This is a genomic window from Pseudomonas sp. NFACC14 (assembly GCF_900106885.1).
In the GTDB taxonomy this organism is placed as follows: domain Bacteria; phylum Pseudomonadota; class Gammaproteobacteria; order Pseudomonadales; family Pseudomonadaceae; genus Aquipseudomonas; species Aquipseudomonas fluorescens_AA.
In genome coordinates, this window is sequence record NZ_FNOA01000001.1 from 647429 (window position 1) to 663952 (window position 16524).

General features: G+C 63.1%; 16 protein-coding genes. 3 read left to right on the plus strand and 13 right to left on the minus strand.

Going from position 1 to position 16524, the window contains the following annotated elements:
* Window positions 1–2: 2 nt before the first annotated feature.
* The 13 genes from sicA to BLU85_RS03135 all read right to left on the minus strand — a co-directional run bounded on the left by sicA (window position 3) and on the right by BLU85_RS03135 (window position 12644).
* Window positions 3–485 carry a type III secretion system translocator chaperone SicA gene (gene sicA / locus BLU85_RS03075; RefSeq protein ID WP_092197488.1) on the minus strand — a complete coding sequence of 161 codons (483 nt, stop codon included), beginning with the start codon at window positions 483–485 and terminating at the stop codon, window positions 3–5.
* Window positions 486–759: 274 nt separating this feature from the next.
* On the minus strand, window positions 760–1794 hold the full coding sequence (locus BLU85_RS03080) for an EscU/YscU/HrcU family type III secretion system export apparatus switch protein (RefSeq protein ID WP_092197490.1): 1035 nt from the start codon (window positions 1792–1794) through the stop codon (window positions 760–762).
* The gene (gene sctT / locus BLU85_RS03085) at window positions 1769–2572 is read right to left on the minus strand and encodes a type III secretion system export apparatus subunit SctT (protein WP_092197492.1); all 804 of its coding nucleotides are present in this window, start codon (window positions 2570–2572) and stop codon (window positions 1769–1771) included. The genes BLU85_RS03080 and sctT overlap by 26 nt, the downstream gene beginning before the upstream one ends.
* A gap of 3 nt (window positions 2573–2575) precedes the next feature.
* On the minus strand, window positions 2576–2830 hold the full coding sequence (locus tag BLU85_RS03090; protein WP_092197494.1) for an EscS/YscS/HrcS family type III secretion system export apparatus protein: 255 nt from the start codon (window positions 2828–2830) through the stop codon (window positions 2576–2578).
* 8 nt (window positions 2831–2838) lie between these two features.
* The gene (locus tag BLU85_RS03095) at window positions 2839–3498 is read right to left on the minus strand and encodes an EscR/YscR/HrcR family type III secretion system export apparatus protein (protein WP_092197496.1); all 660 of its coding nucleotides are present in this window, start codon (window positions 3496–3498) and stop codon (window positions 2839–2841) included.
* Window positions 3491–4414 carry a FliM/FliN family flagellar motor switch protein gene (locus BLU85_RS03100; protein ID WP_092197498.1) on the minus strand — a complete coding sequence of 308 codons (924 nt, stop codon included), beginning with the start codon at window positions 4412–4414 and terminating at the stop codon, window positions 3491–3493. Before BLU85_RS03100 ends, BLU85_RS03095 begins: the two co-directional genes overlap by 8 nt.
* Window positions 4411–5280, minus strand: a complete 870-nt coding sequence (locus tag BLU85_RS03105; protein WP_092197500.1) for a SpaN/EivJ family type III secretion system needle length determinant — start codon at window positions 5278–5280, stop codon at window positions 4411–4413. Before BLU85_RS03105 ends, BLU85_RS03100 begins: the two co-directional genes overlap by 4 nt.
* On the minus strand, window positions 5277–5732 hold the full coding sequence (locus BLU85_RS03110) for a type III secretion protein (RefSeq protein WP_092197502.1): 456 nt from the start codon (window positions 5730–5732) through the stop codon (window positions 5277–5279). The genes BLU85_RS03105 and BLU85_RS03110 overlap by 4 nt, the downstream gene beginning before the upstream one ends.
* Entirely contained in the window at window positions 5716–7002 is a 1287-nt protein-coding gene (gene sctN / locus BLU85_RS03115) for a type III secretion system ATPase SctN (RefSeq protein WP_092197504.1), read from the minus strand. The genes BLU85_RS03110 and sctN overlap by 17 nt, the downstream gene beginning before the upstream one ends.
* 66 nt (window positions 7003–7068) lie before the next feature.
* Window positions 7069–9120 (minus strand): EscV/YscV/HrcV family type III secretion system export apparatus protein, encoded by a 2052-nt coding sequence (locus BLU85_RS03120; protein ID WP_092197506.1) that lies wholly within the window; start codon window positions 9118–9120, stop codon window positions 7069–7071.
* Between the two features lie 23 nt (window positions 9121–9143).
* Complete coding sequence (gene sctW / locus BLU85_RS03125) at window positions 9144–10250, minus strand: type III secretion system gatekeeper subunit SctW (protein ID WP_092197508.1); 1107 nt, start codon at window positions 10248–10250, stop codon at window positions 9144–9146.
* A complete protein-coding gene (gene sctC / locus BLU85_RS03130; protein ID WP_092197510.1) occupies window positions 10247–11902 on the minus strand; it encodes a type III secretion system outer membrane ring subunit SctC in 1656 nt (551 codons plus the stop codon). Before sctC ends, sctW begins: the two co-directional genes overlap by 4 nt.
* Before the next feature lie 4 nt (window positions 11903–11906).
* Window positions 11907–12644: a helix-turn-helix domain-containing protein gene (locus BLU85_RS03135; RefSeq protein WP_092197512.1), complete on the minus strand. Its 738-nt coding sequence runs from the start codon at window positions 12642–12644 to the stop codon at window positions 11907–11909.
* 244 nt (window positions 12645–12888) lie between these two features.
* Here BLU85_RS03135 and BLU85_RS03140 point away from each other — a divergent pair, with 244 nt between their 5' ends.
* The 3 genes from BLU85_RS03140 to BLU85_RS03150 all read left to right on the plus strand — a co-directional run bounded on the left by BLU85_RS03140 (window position 12889) and on the right by BLU85_RS03150 (window position 16524).
* A complete protein-coding gene (locus tag BLU85_RS03140; RefSeq protein WP_092197514.1) occupies window positions 12889–14100 on the plus strand; it encodes a CmpA/NrtA family ABC transporter substrate-binding protein in 1212 nt (403 codons plus the stop codon).
* A gap of 14 nt (window positions 14101–14114) precedes the next feature.
* Entirely contained in the window at window positions 14115–14690 is a 576-nt protein-coding gene (locus BLU85_RS03145; RefSeq protein WP_060738484.1) for an ANTAR domain-containing response regulator, read from the plus strand.
* A gap of 622 nt (window positions 14691–15312) precedes the next feature.
* Window positions 15313–16524, plus strand: coding sequence for a nitrate/nitrite transporter (locus BLU85_RS03150; RefSeq protein WP_092197516.1), 1212 nt, complete (start codon window positions 15313–15315; stop codon window positions 16522–16524).

A 16524-nucleotide genomic window follows, 5' to 3' on the forward strand; every position in this document is an offset into this window, starting at 1 on the left:
GTTCAGTCCTCCGAACCATGCAGTTCCATGTTGGCCAGGGTGTCGAGATACACCTTGGCCTGCTCGCGCAGATCGTCTTTCGCGGCCTGTTCAAGCACGTACTCGAAACACAACCGGGCCTTGCCGACCTTGCCCAGAGCCAGATGACATTGGCCGCTGTACAGCATCGGCCGGTAGTCGTCGCTGCCTTGGGCAAAGGCGATGGCATACAGGTCGATTGCCTTTTGGTGGTTTTGCTTGAGCTGGTGCACCGCCGCCAGTCCCATCCAGTAATGGCTGTTGTAGAAGTCGTAGATGCACAGGAAGTGAAAGAACTTCTCGGCATCGTCCAGCCGCCCCTGTTCGTAGAACTGGAAGGCGAAGGCATAGAGACTGTCCATGTGCTCGTCACTGAGGCCTTGCACATCTTTCAATGCCGCGCCACCGAGCACCGCGTCGACGACATCCAGGGCCACCTGCTCGTCTTGTTTGTTGTTGCGACTCATCAGCCACACTCCTGAAAAAACGTCAGCGTCGCTGACCGATGCATTGGGCCAAAACACCGACAGGTCACGCTGCCAAATTGCGCTCATCCGCGTGGGTTTCGCCCCTGGACTGGCAAGGCTGTCCTGCGACATGTGGCGAGGGGATTTATCCCCGCTGGGCTGCGAAGCAGCCCCAAAAAAGCGGCGAGCGCTGCGCACTCGAACGGGGGATAAATCCCCTCGCCACAGGTGTACGGCATAGTTGATAGGGAATAGTCTCGAAGAAGCGTCGGCCTCAGGCCTGTTCGACCTGCTCCAGCCAGATCAACAGGCGCAGCACCTCCTCGATCTCCTGAACCTGGAGGAAGCTGTAGCGCTGGTGGGTCTGGAAGATCCGTCGGGCCAGGGCGATGTCGTTGATCACCGGCACACCGACCTCCTTGGCGTACGCCCGGACGGCCAGGGCACGTTGGTTGGTTTCCATCAGGGAAATGAACGGCAACAGCGTGATTTCCGGGCGGAAGTACACGCCGATGGCAATGTGCGTGGGGTTGGCGATGATCATCCGCGAGCTGCGCACATCGGACTTGACCTGCTCCGACAACAGCTCCATGTGCAGGTCGCGGCGGCGCCCCTTGATCTGTGGGTTGCCGTCCTGCTCCTTGTGTTCACGCTTGACCGAATCCTTGTCCATCATCTGGTCTTTCATGAACAGCCAGTACTCGCTGAGGGCATCGAGCACGACGATCAGCAGGACACAGGCGAGAAATGCCAGCACCAACACCAGCAACAAACGCCCCCAGATCGCGAACAGCGCCGGTGCCTGGACGAACAGTTGGGCGAAGATCAATTGCCGCTGGGTGATCCAGACGATCCACAGCGCCATGGCGAAACTGCCCAGGTACAACAGCGCCTTGAACGTGTCCTTGACCGTGCGCAGGCTGAACAGTTTTTTGAAGCCATTGATCGGGTTCAACGCACCCAGGTTTAGCTTCAAGGCTTCGCTGGCCAAGGCAAAACCGCTTTGCAGCAATGCCGGTAACGCACTGGTCAGCACGCAGACCAACAACAACGGCAGCAACGCCTTGAGGCCGACCAACACCAGCATCACCGAGTAGGCTTGCAGGTCGGCGTCAAAATCGCTGGCGATGATGCGCCGGTAGACCTCCATGATCTCGATCAACGAGCTGTTGAACACCATGTAGGTGACGCCACACAGGGTCAGGCAGGTGATGACCAGGTCCTTGGCCTTGAACGTCTGGCCTTTGCGGGCGGCATCGCGCAAGCGCTTGGCGGTGGGTTTTTCAGTCTTCGAGGCGCTGGATGACATCACCCTTCTCCCCGCCGCCCAGCGCCTGCGCCACGCCGTCGGCCATCGTGCCCATGCGCAAGACTTCGTCCGGCAGATGCACGCCGAAGTACAGCATCAGCACCACCAACGCCACCAGGCTCTTGACCGTCAGCGACACGGAGAAGGCATTCATTTGCGGCGCATAGCGCGAGAGCAAGCCCAGCAGCGCCTCGCTGACCAGCAAGGTCGCCACCACCGGCGCACTGATGACCAGCGTCTTGCTCACCAGCGCATCCAGCAACCCCAGCACCGCCGGCACATGGAGCTGGCAACCGCTCGCCGGCGCACACAAGCGATAACTGTGGCCAACGGTTTCGAGCATCAACAGCATCCCGCCACCGGCGAGATACACCGCCGCCGCGAACAACTGGAGAAAATTCGCCAGCTCCGAGGTGTCGACACCGTTGGCCGGATCCATGGTGCTGCTGAGCATGGCCCCGCGCTGGTTGTCGATCAGGTTGCCCATGGCGTGCAACACCCAGAACGGCCAGCCCAACAGCATCCCCAACAGCACGCCGATACTCGCCTCGCGCAGCACCAGGCCGAGGAACGCCAGGCTGTCGAGGGCGGGTGTAGGCACACCGATATAACGCCAGAACCCCAGCGCCACCAGCACAATCACCGCCTGACGCGGGGCACCGGTGAGCACGCCGCTGTTGAGAAACGGCAACATGAAAAAAATCGGTGCCAGGCGCGCCACACCCAGGACCGCTGCGGCGAACCAGGCGTACAGGTCGAAAAACAACGCCACCGACATTGGCTAGCTCAACGCCAGGCGGATGACTTCACGACTGAAATCCAGCAGGGTTTCGCCGTACCAGCCCGACAGCAGGAACAGGCACGCCGCCACCGCCGACAACTTGAAACCGAACGGCAATGTCTGCTCCTGCAACTGGGTCACGGTCTGGATCAACCCGACCACCAGGCCGACCACGGTGGCGACGATGATCGGCCAGGCCACCATCAGCAGGATCAGGTACAGGGTTTTGTTGCCGGCATAGACCAGATCGTTCATCGGTGCACCTAGGCCAGCAAGGTCAGGTATTGCTTGACCAGCCCGGTCGACAGCAGCGCCCAACCGTCCAGCGCGACGAACAGCACCAGTTTGATCGGCACGGAAATGATCACCGGACTCATCATCATCATGCCCAGCGCCAGCAGGATGCTGGAGATCACCAGATCGACGATCACGAAGGGCAAGTACAGGTAGAAGCCAATCTTGAAGGCACTCTTGATTTCACTCAGGGCATAGGCCGGCAGCAGCGCAAACAGCGAGGGCACAAGTTCTTCATCGGCAGCCAGGCCCGTGTCGGTTTCATCCTGGAGCGCCTGGGCCCGCTCGAAAAACTGCGCCAGCTCCGGGTCGGTGTACCTGCGCAGGTAATCCTTGTAACTGCCCAGGCCGTTCTCGGCGAAGTTCACCACCGACTCGATATCGGTAAAGGCCACCGCCTCGCGCTTGTAGTAGTCATGGCCCTGCTTCATGACCGGTGTCATGACGAAAATCGCCAGCATCAGGGCAATCGCATTGAGCGCCATGTTCGACGGCACCTGCTGCAGGCCCAACGCGTTGCGCACGATGATGAACACAATGGAAAACTTGAGATAGCAAGTACCCGCCGCCACCAGAAACGGCAGCAGCGAAGCGAACGCCAGCAGCGCGATCAGCGAGACATCATTCATCGGCGCTGGCCCGATAGACCTGGAGCAATTCGACACCCAACTGACCGTCCAACTGCACCAGCTCCCCGCGGGCCACCGGCTTGCCGTTGGCCCGCACCTCGATGTGCCGCGCCGCGTCCTCGGTCAACGGGATCAGTTGCCCGTCGATGATGCGCGACAAGGTGGCCAGATCGGTTTCATGACTGGGGAGCAGGAACTCCAGGCGCACCGGGAGCGCTCCCAGGTCGATCGTCGCGTCGGTTTCTGGCGGGTTATCCGCATTGGCATCGGTCACGCTCGGTTGCATGTGTAGACCCTCCTGGGTAAAGGTGAAAGTGCCAAGGCAGTAGTCGGCCAGCCAACAGCGCTGAGAACGCTGGACGATGCGCACGACATCGCCCTCTTCCAGGCGCATCCGGCTGGCACGGCTCAGGTGGCTGACGCCAAGCATCAACTCCAGGCGCAACGGCAATTCGTCCAGCCATGAATTGACACCCAAGCCCTCGCTGGCAACGGGCGTCGGCGGCAGTTGCAGCAACCACAGGCGCCCCCGCGGGGTTTCGAGCCAGGGCAGCTCGCAGGTAGGCAATCGCGCCGGGGCGACGCATTCGATGTCGGACAGCGCCCGGTACTGCAGCTCCTCCACCTCCAGCAGCAAGGGACGTGGCAGCGCCCGAAACAACTCGACGATGTTCATCAACGACGTTTCCACCTTCAGTAACGATTGCAACTGTGGAAGCGCGCGATACAGCCAGTCATGGGCCGCGATCAACCCTTGCCAGTGGCCGCCGTCACCCTGGGCGCAAAAACACAGATAGCCGTCATGCCCTGGCACCTGACCCAACCCCGTGTCCCGACCGGCGCGCCGCCAACGTTGAATCGCCTGGGCCTGGGCATGGGCCAACGGCTCGACCCGTCGTAGCGGCAACGCGCTCATGCCGGCCCCCCGGCCTGCTCGTCCTGCTCCTCATCCGGCGCCTGATGCGAGCCTTGGCGTGGCTGCTCCTCGCCACTGTCGGCCAGCCGCCAGGCCGGTTCCCGGGCCAGCTCGAAAGGCCCCTTGAGTTGTTCGAATACCAAGGCATTACTGGGGTTGAGCGTCAGGTTCCGGGGGGATTCTTCGGGCACCCGGGTAATCGTTATCAGTCCACTGGCAGCGCCTTTATTGAACGGTACTTGCAGCACGCCCCGGCCCGTGTCCGGCGGCACCTCGACCATGACCTCAAGCATTGGCGGCGCCAGCGGTAGCGCCGGTAAAGGGAGGGCCGCTGGGGCAACGGCCGGCGTCTGGCGCGGGCCTTGAGCGCTCATCGGCACCTGGGGCAATGGTTGTTCGTCGAGACGGGGTGCCGTGAACGGCTCCACCGCCAGCGGCTCAAGCGATGCCGACACCGCAGTTTTATCGACGCCAGAGGCCACAAGCTCCAGATGTTGCGTCAAACCTGGTTGGATCAACTTGCCGAACGGCGCGCCTGTCGGTGGAAAGGCCAGGTTTTCCCGGGCAACCCATCGTCTGCCAGCGGGCTCGGTCCCCTCCGTATCCCGGACAACCGGCCCGGCTTCATCGCGCTCAACCGCCAGCATCTCCTGTCCCACTTTCATCGCCTGCCCAGCCAGCGTCAGGGCAGCTTCCATCAGGGGGCGCCGAGGCAGGATCAGCGCTGTCATCAGGTCCAGCACACCTTGTGGCAGTTCATCCTCTTGCACCGGGACGAGCTGGTCCAGCAGCTCATCCAGCGGACCTTCGTCGACGGGTTCCAGAGCCTGGACCGGCCCGGTGGGCACTGCAAAGACCTCGTTCATCGCCGCACTCCGATCATCTCTTCCAGCTCCCGTTCTTCACGGCGCACCGCCTCGAGCCGCTGCCCACGCAACAGCTGTTGAATGCTCCGCGCATACTTGTCGTGTCTGCGTTGCAGCCCACGCAGTTGCTCGCGCTGTGCCTGCAACTGTTGCTCGACCTGTCGGTACTGCTGATCCACGCGATCACGCTCGACACGCAGCAGGTCGATGCGTCGCCGGATGACCGCCTGGGTGCGCAACAGCGCCAACAACTGGCCGTGATCCAGCACACAATCATTGGCTTGATGACTGTTCAACAAACGTTGCAGCGCCGCCTCTTGTTCCTCGACAGCGGACTGTTCCTGGCGCAGCGGCAGCAATTGACGCTGGACACGCAACACGGCCTGCTCGCCGCGTTGCCGACGGAACTGACTGAAGGCCAGCAGGCGTCGTTGATCAAGCAATGATTTCATGCAGGCTCCGCAGGGTTTCATCTGGCTCACTGGATTGATCCGTCGGCTGGCGCAACCATTGGCCGAGGGCTTCGCGACGTTGCAGCGCGTGGTCATTGGCCGCGTCCGCGCCCGGGCTGTATTCGCCCATGTCGAGAAACACCTGCAGCTGTTCAAGGCGTGCCAGGGTGTCGCGAGTCGCGGCCGCCAATTGCCGGACCTCTGGCGTGGTGACCTGCGTCGCCACCCGACTGACGCTGCGCAAGACATCGATGGCCGGGTAATGCCCCTTGGCGGCCAAGGCCCGGCTCAGGTAGACGTGACCGTCGAGAATGGAGCGAATCTCCTCGGCGATCGGATCCGGCTCGTCATCGCTTTCCAGCAGCACCGTGTACCAGGCCGTGATGCTGCCCGACGCGGTCACGCCCGGACGTTCCAGCAGGCGCGGCAAGGCATCGAACACCGAGGCCGGATAACCCCGCCGCGCCGGTGCTTCACCGGCGGCCAAGGCCAGGTCGCGGCGCGCACGGGCGTAGCGGGTCAACGAGTCCAGCAACAGCACCACGCGCCGGCCCTGGTCGCGAAAATACTCGGCGATGGTGGTGGCCTGCAGCGCCGAGTTGCAGCGATCCACCGAGGAAAAATCCGACGTGGCGTACACCACCACGCAACGGGAACGCTGGGGCGACTGGCGCAGATGCTCGATGAACTCGGTGACTTCGCGCCCACGTTCGCCAATCAGGCCAATGACAAAAACCTCCGCGTCCGAGTGTTCGATCAGCATGTTGATCAAGGTGGTCTTGCCGGAACCGGCGGCGGCAAAAATGCCGATGCGCTGGCCGACGCCGCAGGTCAGCAAGCCGTCGATGACGCGAATACCGGTGCGCAGCGGCTCCACCACCGGGCGCCGCTGCTGGTACGACGGAGGGTCGGCATCCACCGCACAATCGCGCTGGGCGACCGCCGTCGACGGCGCCAGGCGCTCGACGATAACGCCCTGGGGATCGACCACGCTGCCGAGCAAGGCGTCACTGCACGTCAACTGCAATGTCGAGCCGGTGGGCACGATCATCGATTCCCGGGACAAGCCTTTCGCCTCGCCCAGCAAACTGAGCAGCACCGCGCCGGGCTTGAAGCCGATGACCTGCGCCCTGGCTGCGACTTGGGGCGAACGCCAATGCCGGCGCACTTCACAGATTTCGCCGACCACCACCTCACTCAGCGCCGCTTCGATCAATGGACCGCTCAAACGCAAGGGATGGGCCGCCCGTCTTTCCAGATGGACATGCATCGTCACGGCTGCTCATCCAGCGTTTCAACAGCCTGCAAAACGGCGTGCGACATGGGGCAGATCTCCTCAAAGCGTCTTGATGACATTGACCGAGACATGCTCGGAAACCTCGCCGAACGACATGACGTCCAGCTCCCGGAAACGTCCCTCGATCAGTTTCTTGATGTAGCGCCGCACGTCGACCGAACACAGCAGCACCATGTCCTTGTGGGCGATGTGCACGCTGTCCAGGCCGACACTGAGACGGTCCATCAGCTCTTCCGAGTCGGCCGGCTCCAGGTTGAGGAAATTGCCGCCCGAGGTTTGCCGGATGCCCCGGCGGACCACGTCTTCGAACTCCGCCGACAACAGCAAGACCCGAAGGTCGTTGCCCTGGGCGAACTTGTTGCTGATGTAGCGAGCCATCGCGCCGCGAACGTGCTCCACCAGCGCCAGCACGTCCTTTTCCCGGGAGGCCCAATGGGCGAGGGATTCGAGGATGAGCTTCATGTTGCGCACGGAGATGCGCTCGCCGATCAAGCGTTGCAGCACCTCGGCGATCTTCTGCACGGTGACGTGGCGATAGACTTCCTTGAGCAGGTCGGGGTAACGCGCTTCCATTTCGTCGAGCAACTGCTTGGTTTCCTGCACGCCGAAAAACTCCTGGATGTTGCGCGCCAGCAGCGTGACCAGGCAGCGATAACATTCTTCGTCGGCAGGTCGCAGGTGATAACCCAACTGCTGCACCCGCTCCCGGTCGGCGGCCGTAACCCAGACGCCGCCCAGGCGATTGCTGTCGGTGCCGCGCACCAGGGCAAAGCCCAACGGTTCCAACTCGGGGGAATAATCCAGCAGGCGCCAGTGATCGAAATGAATATCGAACTGCTCGGCCCGTACTTCATTGATCAGCACCGCCACTTGATGGACCGGCAACGCCTCGCTGGCCCGCAGCCGTGGCTCGGGAATACGCAAGCCGTAATCGACGAAAAACTGGCTGCGAAAGCGCGCCGCCCAGCGCTCCTTCTCCAACGCCTGCAGGCGCGCCGGGGGCACCAGCAGCATCAGGGCGATGGTTTCGGTCGCAACGTTGTCGACGTCATCGATCAATCCCGACGCCCCCGGCCCCGCGCCGGCCTCGGCAGGTTCGCTGCGGCTTTCCCCCGATCCAGCCGGGCGCGAGGCGCGGCGATGGCGCACGAACACCACCAGCCCCAGCACTGCGGCGATCGAGAGAAATGTCGGCAGTGGAAAACCGGGCAACAAGCCCACGCCCACCGCCAACAACGCGGTGACGCCCAGGACGAATGGGTTGCCGAGCATCTGGGTGAGCATGTTGCGCCCCAGGTTGCTGTCATCGCCGTTGACGCGGGTGACGATGAAACCGGCACCGATGGCGATCAGCAGCGCGGGAATCTGGGCGACCAGGCCATCGCCGATGGTCAACAGGGTGTAGGTCGACAGGGCCGTGGACAGGTCCATGCCCAGTTGCCCGACGCCGATGGCCATGCCGCCGATGAAGTTGACGAAGATAATGATGATGCCGGCGATGGCATCGCCCTTGATGAATTTCATCGCCCCGTCGAAAGAACCGTACAGCTGGCTTTCACGTTCCAGCACGCTGCGTTTTTCGCGGGCCTGGGCCGCATCGATGGCGCCGGCCTTGAGGTCGCCGTCGATGCTCATTTGCTTGCCGGGCATGCCGTCCAGGGAGAAGCGCGCCGCCACTTCGGCCACCCGCTCCGAGCCTTTGGTAATCACGATGAACTGGACAATGGTGACGATGGAAAAAATCACGAAGCCCACCACCAGGCTTTCGCCGATCACGAAGTCACCGAAGGAGGCGATGATCTCGCCGGCGTCGGCCTGGCTGAGAATCAGCCGGCTGGTGCTGATCGACAGGGCCAGGCGAAACAAGGTCGTCAACAGCAGCAGCGCCGGGAACGTCGAATAGCTGAGGATGCGTTCGATGTAGAACGAGCCCATGAACACCAACAACGAGATGACGATGTTCAGGCCGATGAGAAAATCCACCAGCACCGTCGGCAGGGGGATGATCAGCATGGCGATGATCATCACCATCAAGGTCAGGATCAGCAGCTCCGGACGCGCGCCGACACTTCGCAGGAACACATTGAGCATTCAGGCCTGGCTCCGCGACAAGATCATGGCTGACCGCCGCACTGGCGCTGCTCGATGCATTCGTGGGCATAGGCGACGTCGGCCAGACGGGTGAACTGAATGGCCAGGCGCTGTGGCGCCTCTTCATCGGCAAACAATGGCGGCGGCAATTGCAGGCTGAGCCGCCGCAGGGTTTGCAGCAACGTCGAACGCTCGCGGTGGGCACTGAGCAGCACAGGCTCGCCCAACGCCCCGAGCAGCAGTTGGTCGAGGTCGTCGGGGTAGGTCAACACGCCGAGCAGGAACACCAGCCATTCGGCCTCATGGGGGTTGTGCCGACAGATCAGCGCATCGCCGAGCACGGCGCCGATAAACAGCCCATCGGCCGAACGCAAGCGCTTCAGGTCGGTCACCCGGGTCAGTAATTGGCCGAACTCGAGGCGCGAGCAACTGGGGTCCTGGGCGCTGATGTCGGTGAGCAACGCGGCTTCGATGAAGGCCAGCACATTCATGCGCTGTGCCGGACCATACAGGGCGATCCAGTCCTGGTAGCAACCGAGCGGGCCTTCGTCGGACTCGAGGAAATCCCGGTAGGTCTCGCGCAACAGCCCGGCCCTGACGGCCATGCTCTTGCCGAACATCCTGGCCTTGAGCGCGGCGTTGATCCCGGCGTTCATGCGCTTGGGGGAACCTTGGGCAACCACCGTCTGCAAGAGTGTTTCGAGGCGTTGGCGGGTGTGGGTTTCCAGGTTGCGGCGGCGCAACAACGCCCGCAGCACCAGCGCCAGGTCGCTGTCATCGGGGAACAGGCGGCGCGCCATCTGCAGCAACCAGGCCACGGGCTTGTCCGCCAGCCGCGCCAGACCCAGCACCTGGCGGGCCTTGGGCACGGTGTCGTCCTCCAGCACGCGCTCGAAGGTATCGGTCAGGGTCTCGGACTTGAGTTCGAACAACCGTCGGGCACGGAACTGCGTCAGCGCCGCCGACAACTCGTCGCTGATCTGCACGATGCGCTGCGCCACGGCCGCCGTTGCGCTGTCGTCCAGCGCCACTTCGGCATCGACTTGCGGTTGTGGATGTTCGGCGGCCTTCTCGGCATTCAACCGGGCCTGGGCGGCCCGGCCGCCCATGGAAACCGGCGGCAGAATCATTGCTCGGACATCCGGAAGTACATTCGCCGCACGCGCTCATGCTGCTCAGGGGTCAGCAACGGCATGCCCAACTCCACCGTGGCGGATTCTAGGGCGTCGCGGATCTCCTTGGGCTGGATCAGAAACACCCGCACCGTGTTGGCCGAGCGGCCCTGGCGATAGCTGAACAATCGGCCGATCCACGGAATCGACCCCAGCACCGGCACGCGGCCGATCTGCTCGCCGTGATCGTCACGGGTGAAGCCGCCCACCAGCAGGCTCTTGCCCTGGGGCACCCGCGCCACGGTACTGATGCGGGTGCGCCCGACCGTCGGCAACGCACTGGGTTGATCACCCCGGCCGGGGTTCTCGACTTCGTTGCCGTCCTCGATATTGAGCGACATCTCGATCTCGTCGGCCTGGGCGAAACGTGGCAGCACGTTGACCAGGGTGCCGTAGGTGATGTGCTGTAGATCGACGCTGCGCTCCCCCACCAGCGGGGCGTAGAACGTGCGGTTGTTGTCGAAGATCGCCGGCACGTTTTCCTGCGTCAGGATCACCGGTCGCGAGACCACGTTCGCCCGGTGGGTGCGTTCCAGCGCCATGACCTGGGTCACGAACGAGGCGCCGTCGAGGGTGGTGGCCGAGCCGGCGTTGAGCGAGGCGCTGAACTGCCCGCCGGACTTCACCGCGCCCTGCCAGTTGATGCCCAACTGGTTGAGCTCATCCTTGTGCAGGTCGATGATCCACAGCGACAACTCGACGTGGCGTTTCGGCGTGTCGAGGGCATTGACCAGGTTCTCGATGAAACGCACCTGCTCCGGCAGCCCCTTGACCAGCAGGCTGTTGGTATCCGGGTAGGCCACCACCCGAATGTTGCCGGCGGCCACCTCGCGGGCAATGATACGTGGGGCCGTCGGGTCCAGGTCCGAAGAGGTGTTCGCCAGGCCTTCGAGGGGAAACACCGGCATCGTCCCCCGCGGTCGCGGTTCGGGGGTTTGCGCCACCGATGGCTCGACCTGTTGCTGCTCGCCACGCAACAACGCTTCGATCACGGTGGCCAGCCCGGGGATGGTCACCTTGTCGTCGCGCAGCTCATATTGGCGGTCGCTGACGAAGGTGTTGCGCACATGGATGACGCCAATCTGCTGCTTGCCCAGCAGCAGTTCCGAACGCTGGTTGTCCATCAACCCGGCCGCCTGCACCACCAGGTCGACATACATCGGCGGACCCGACACATGGAACGTCCGCAGCCCGTCGTGGCGCAATGGATAACGCCCATCGTGCAAGCCCGAACGCCCGAGGAACGCCTGGAGCTTGGCGACGGTCAAGGTCTGCAGCGACATCATCGCGCTCTTGATTTCCGAGGCGTCATACAGATAGATCGCCTGGCCATCGCTGTACCAGATCAACCCCATCTGCGCGCTGACTCGCTCGAACGTCCGTTGCGGCGTGCGCAGATCGAACGTCCCGCCAATGCGCTTGGCCGCTGCGGCCTTGCTGACGATGACCGGCTTGCCCAAGGACCCGGACAACTCGCTGAAAAACGTGCGCGCGCTCTGTTCCCGGGCCTCGAAGGTATAGACATTGGCCGCAGCGGCAACGGGTGCCAGCAGCCACGCGCCGTTCAAGCAGAGGAATAACAGGACCCGGGATAACGAACGAGGGATCATCGACTCACTTGCCTGGCAAGTAGGTGATATCGGCCAGGCTGCTGGGGGTAAAACCCACCAGCTCGCGAATCTCCTTGGAGAAATGTGACGAAGAGGCGAAGCCGAACTCCAGCGCGACATCGGTCAGCGAGCCGTCCCCAAGGCTCATGTTCAACAACGCCTGGGCCGTGCGCCAACCGCGCAAGGCCGGCTTGGCCGCGCTACCCAGGGCCTGGTGGCAGAGCCGGCGAAAATGCGAGACCGACACGCCATAACGCTGCGCCAGGGTGGTCAGCTTTTCACTGCGGGTGCCTTGCTCCAGCAAAAACCGCACGAGCCCGTAGCTCTCGTGATGACGCAACAGGCGAGCGACAGCGTGATAGGCCTCGGTGCCGTCCATCGCTTGCCTGATGTACCAGCGTTCGAGCCGTTGGGGCGAGCGGACGGTTTCGCCGGCCACCGGCAACAAGGCCCATGGCAGCGCGTCCAGCCGTTGCCCGACATCCATCAGGGCATCGCTCATATCCAGGAACGCCTGCAGCTTGACCAGCGTCGCTTCGCACACCGGCGTGACCTGCAACTTGCCGCCACTGAAGCGCAGCGAATCGCCCTGCACCACCAAACCCTCCCAACCGACGGGCAGGCAGTGGCTGCGGCCCAACTGTGCAGCATTGAGCTGAACCGGGGACTGGGCCACGCGCAGGTGCAGCACGCGTTCGCCCAGATCAGGCAAGGCCGTGGCGCGAATTGATTTGTCCTGCATACCGTCTCCTTTGCGACGTGGCGTTGGAAGGAACGACAGGATGAAAGACCCGACGCCTGGAATCTTGATGGAAAGGTGATGAGGGCCGGGCTGGCATATGCCTTGCACCATTACTGTTCATCGGCGCCCATGCCGGTGGCCAAATGAGTGCCAGACTGATTGAAGGGACAATGGCGGCGTTTCCGGCCCGGCTCTGGCATTTGGCTCGGACACGGCGCTTTTTTATGTGTAAAGGTGAAGCGCGATGAATGAAGTTCCAGCCAACCCCCTGGCCTGGGTCAATGGCAGCGATGCCCCGGAAAAGAGCGCGGTCAATCTCGGTTTCATGGCGTTGAGCGACTGCGCCCCGGTGGTGGTCGCCGCCACCCAGGGCTTCGCCCAACCCTACGGCCTGACCCTGAACCTCAAGCGCCAGGCATCCTGGGCCAACCTGAGGGACAAACTGGTCAGCGGTGAAATCGATGCCGCCCACAGCCTGTATGGCCTGGTCTACGCTGTGCACCTGGGCATCGGCGGGGTCGCAGCGACCGACATGGCGGTACTGATGGGGCTGAACCAGAACGGCCAGAGCATCAACCTGTCCCATGGCTTGCAGGCCCAGGGCGTGACCAGTCCTGAGGCACTGGAACGGCACGTGCACCAAACTCGCCCGAAACTGACCTTCGCCCAGACCTTCCCCACCGGCACCCACGCCATGTGGCTCTATTACTGGCTCGCCGCCCAGGGCATCCACCCCTTGTCGGACGTCGACAGCGTGGTGGTGCCGCCGCCGCAAATGATTGCGCACCTGCAAGCCGGGCGCATCGACGGCTTTTGTGTCGGCGAACCGTGGTGTGCCAGCGCGGTGAAGCAGAACCTCGGTTTTACCCTGGCGACCACCCAGACCATCTGGCCCGACCATCCGGAAAAAGTCCTGGGCTGCACCCGGGCGTTCGTCGAGCAATACCCCAATACCGCCCGGGCCTTGGTGATGGCGATCCTCGAAGCCAGCCGCTTCATCGAACAAAGCAGCGAAAACCGTCGCAGCACCGCGCAACTGTTGAGTGCACCCGAATACCTCGACGCCCCGCTGGACTGCATCGAGCCGCGCTTGCTGGGAATCTACGCCGACGGTTTGGGCAACAGCTGGCAGGATCCCCACGCCATGCGCTTCCACGGCAATGGCGAGGTGAACCTGCCATACCTGTCCGACGGCATGTGGTTCATGACCCAGTTCCGTCGCTGGGGCCTGCTGCGCGAAGACCCGGATTACCTGGCCGTGGCCCGGGACGTCCAGCAGCTCAAGCTGTACCGTGAAGCCTGTGCGGCGCTGGACATCGCGCCCCCGGGCCAGGACATGCGCAGCAGCCAACTGATCGACGGCATCATCTGGGACGGCTCGGACCCGGCCGGGTACGCCCGCAGCTTCAAACTGCACGCCTTGAGCGATGCGGCTCCCCTTCTCGCCAGCCGCTGACAGGAGCCACGACCATGTTGCGTATCCTGCTGATCAACGACACCGCGAAAAAAGTCGGCCGCCTCAAGGCCGCCCTGATTGAAGCCGGCTTCGAAGTGATCGACGAATCCGGCCTGACCATCGACCTGCCGGCGCGCGTCGAAACGGTGCGTCCGGATGTGATCCTGATCGATACCGAGTCACCCGGGCGCGACGTGATGGAGCAAGTGGTGCTGGTCAGTCGCGACCAACCACGACCGATCGTCATGTTTACCGACGAGCACGACCCCAATGTGATGCGCCAGGCGATCAAGTCGGGCGTCAGTGCCTACATCGTCGAAGGCATCCACGCCGCGCGCCTGCAACCGATCCTCGACGTGGCCATGGCCCGCTTCGAAAGCGACCAGGCCCTGCGCGCCCAACTCCTGGCCCGGGACCAGCAACTGGCCGAACGCAAGCGCATCGAACTGGCCAAGGGCATGTTGATGAAGATGAAGGACTGCAACGAAGAACAGGCCTACACCTTGATGCGCCGCCAGGCCATGAGCCGCCAGCAGAAGCTGATCCAGGTGGCGGAGCAGATCATTGCCATGAACGAGTTGCTCGGCTGAAAGCCTTGTAGCGCCTGGCCTGCCGCCATCGCGAGCAAGCTCGCTCCCACAGGTCCAGGGGTGAACACAATATTTGCGAACACCCCCAACCAACTGTGGGAGCCGAGCTTGCTCGCGATGGCGGCCCTGCATTCAACATAACCGGCGACTGACCTACCGCTATCGCGAGCAAGCTCGCTCCCACAGGTCCAGAGGTGAACACAATATTTGCGAACACCCCCAACCAACTGTGGGAGCCGAGCTTGCTCGCGATGGCGGCCCTGCATTCAACATCACCTTTGACTGACCTACCGCTATCGCGAGCAGGCTCGCTCCTACAGGATCCGAGGGTGACCGCAGCTTCTGTGAACACCGCAAATCCATTGTGGGAGCGAGCTTGCTCGCGATAGCCCTCACGCCAATCCCTACTGTTGGCACAGATCTCGCTTAAGCAAACCCACAGGTAACCAACGGCGGTTGCCCCACCTACGACAAAGACGTCGCACACCCTCCTTGCCTTTCTGGCGATCCGGGTTGCGGCGTTTTTTTGTTTTGGCTCTTCGGAGCCGGTGGTGCGACCACAGACGGCGCACTGCCCTAAGCACTGACTCATTTCTCGAGACTTTTACAGCTGAGGTGCGCGATGAATTCAAGCTTCTGGAAATCCGGCCACACCCCGACACTGTTCGCGGCCTTCCTTTATTTCGACCTGAGTTTCATGGTCTGGTACCTGCTCGGTCCACTGGCGGTGCAGATCTCCGCCGACCTGCACCTGACCACCCAACAACGCGGCCTGATGGTGGCGACGCCGATCCTGGCCGGTGCCGTACTGCGCCTGTTCATGGGCCTGCTGGCCGACCGGATTTCACCGAAGACCGCCGGCATGGTCGGCCAGGTGATTGTGATCGGTGCGCTGTTCTGCGCCTGGAAACTGGGCATCCACAGCTACGAGCAAGCCTTGTTGCTGGGCTTGTTCCTGGGCGTGGCCGGCGCGTCGTTCGCCGTGGCCCTGCCGCTGGCCTCCCAGTGGTATCCGCCACAGCACCAGGGCAAGGCCATGGGCATCGCTGGCGCCGGCAACTCGGGCACCGTGCTCGCAGCGTTGATCGCTCCAGTGATGGCGGTGGCCTTCGGCTGGACCAACGTGTTCGGCTTCGCGCTGATCCCCCTGGTGCTGACCCTGGTCCTCTTCGCCTGGTTGGCCAAGAACGCCCCCGAGCGGCCGAAAGCCAAATCCATGGCCGACTACCTCAAGGCCCTGGGCGATCGTGACAGCTGGTGGTTCATGTTCTTCTACAGCGTGACCTTCGGTGGTTTCATCGGCCTGGCCAGCGCCCTGCCCGGCTACTTCAACGACCAATACGGCCTGAGCCCGGTCACCGCCGGCTATTACACCGCCGCCTGCGTCTTCGGTGGCAGCCTGATGCGTCCCTTGGGCGGTGCCCTGGCGGACCGTTTCGGCGGCATCCGCACCTTGCTGGGCATGTACACCGTAGCGGCGGTCTGCATCGCGGCGGTGGGCTTCAACCTGCCAAGCTCCTATGCGGCCCTGGCCCTGTTCGTTTGCACCATGCTCGGTTTGGGTGCGGGCAACGGCGCAGTGTTCCAACTGGTGCCACAACGCTTCCGCCGCGAAATCGGCGTGATGACCGGGCTGATCGGCATGGCCGGCGGCATCGGCGGCTTCGTCCTGGCGGCCGGCATGGGCGCGATCAAGCAAAGCACCGGCAGCTATCAACTGGCCCTGTGGCTGTTCGCCAGCCTCGGTGTCCTGGCCTGGTTCGGCCTGCACGGCGTCAAGCGTCGCTGGAGAACCACTTGGGGTTCGGCCGCCGTCACCGCGGCTCGGGTATAA

What these genes read in the sequence shown, in the direction of transcription:
- sicA (WP_092197488.1), bottom strand. Translation starts at nt 485, where the DNA reads ATGAGTCGCAACAACAAACAAGACGAGCAGGTGGCCCTGGATGTCGTC.
- BLU85_RS03080 (WP_092197490.1), bottom strand. Translation starts at nt 1,794, where the DNA reads ATGTCATCCAGCGCCTCGAAGACTGAAAAACCCACCGCCAAGCGCTTG.
- sctT (WP_092197492.1), bottom strand. Translation starts at nt 2,572, where the DNA reads ATGTCGGTGGCGTTGTTTTTCGACCTGTACGCCTGGTTCGCCGCAGCG.
- BLU85_RS03090 (WP_092197494.1), bottom strand. Translation starts at nt 2,830, where the DNA reads ATGAACGATCTGGTCTATGCCGGCAACAAAACCCTGTACCTGATCCTG.
- BLU85_RS03095 (WP_092197496.1), bottom strand. Translation starts at nt 3,498, where the DNA reads ATGAATGATGTCTCGCTGATCGCGCTGCTGGCGTTCGCTTCGCTGCTG.
- BLU85_RS03100 (WP_092197498.1), bottom strand. Translation starts at nt 4,414, where the DNA reads ATGAGCGCGTTGCCGCTACGACGGGTCGAGCCGTTGGCCCATGCCCAG.
- BLU85_RS03105 (WP_092197500.1), bottom strand. Translation starts at nt 5,280, where the DNA reads ATGAACGAGGTCTTTGCAGTGCCCACCGGGCCGGTCCAGGCTCTGGAA.
- BLU85_RS03110 (WP_092197502.1), bottom strand. Translation starts at nt 5,732, where the DNA reads ATGAAATCATTGCTTGATCAACGACGCCTGCTGGCCTTCAGTCAGTTC.
- sctN (WP_092197504.1), bottom strand. Translation starts at nt 7,002, where the DNA reads ATGCATGTCCATCTGGAAAGACGGGCGGCCCATCCCTTGCGTTTGAGC.
- BLU85_RS03120 (WP_092197506.1), bottom strand. Translation starts at nt 9,120, where the DNA reads ATGCTCAATGTGTTCCTGCGAAGTGTCGGCGCGCGTCCGGAGCTGCTG.
- sctW (WP_092197508.1), bottom strand. Translation starts at nt 10,250, where the DNA reads ATGATTCTGCCGCCGGTTTCCATGGGCGGCCGGGCCGCCCAGGCCCGG.
- sctC (WP_092197510.1), bottom strand. Translation starts at nt 11,902, where the DNA reads ATGATCCCTCGTTCGTTATCCCGGGTCCTGTTATTCCTCTGCTTGAAC.
- BLU85_RS03135 (WP_092197512.1), bottom strand. Translation starts at nt 12,644, where the DNA reads ATGCAGGACAAATCAATTCGCGCCACGGCCTTGCCTGATCTGGGCGAA.
- BLU85_RS03140 (WP_092197514.1), top strand. Translation starts at nt 12,889, where the DNA reads ATGAATGAAGTTCCAGCCAACCCCCTGGCCTGGGTCAATGGCAGCGAT.
- BLU85_RS03145 (WP_060738484.1), top strand. Translation starts at nt 14,115, where the DNA reads ATGTTGCGTATCCTGCTGATCAACGACACCGCGAAAAAAGTCGGCCGC.
- BLU85_RS03150 (WP_092197516.1), top strand. Translation starts at nt 15,313, where the DNA reads ATGAATTCAAGCTTCTGGAAATCCGGCCACACCCCGACACTGTTCGCG.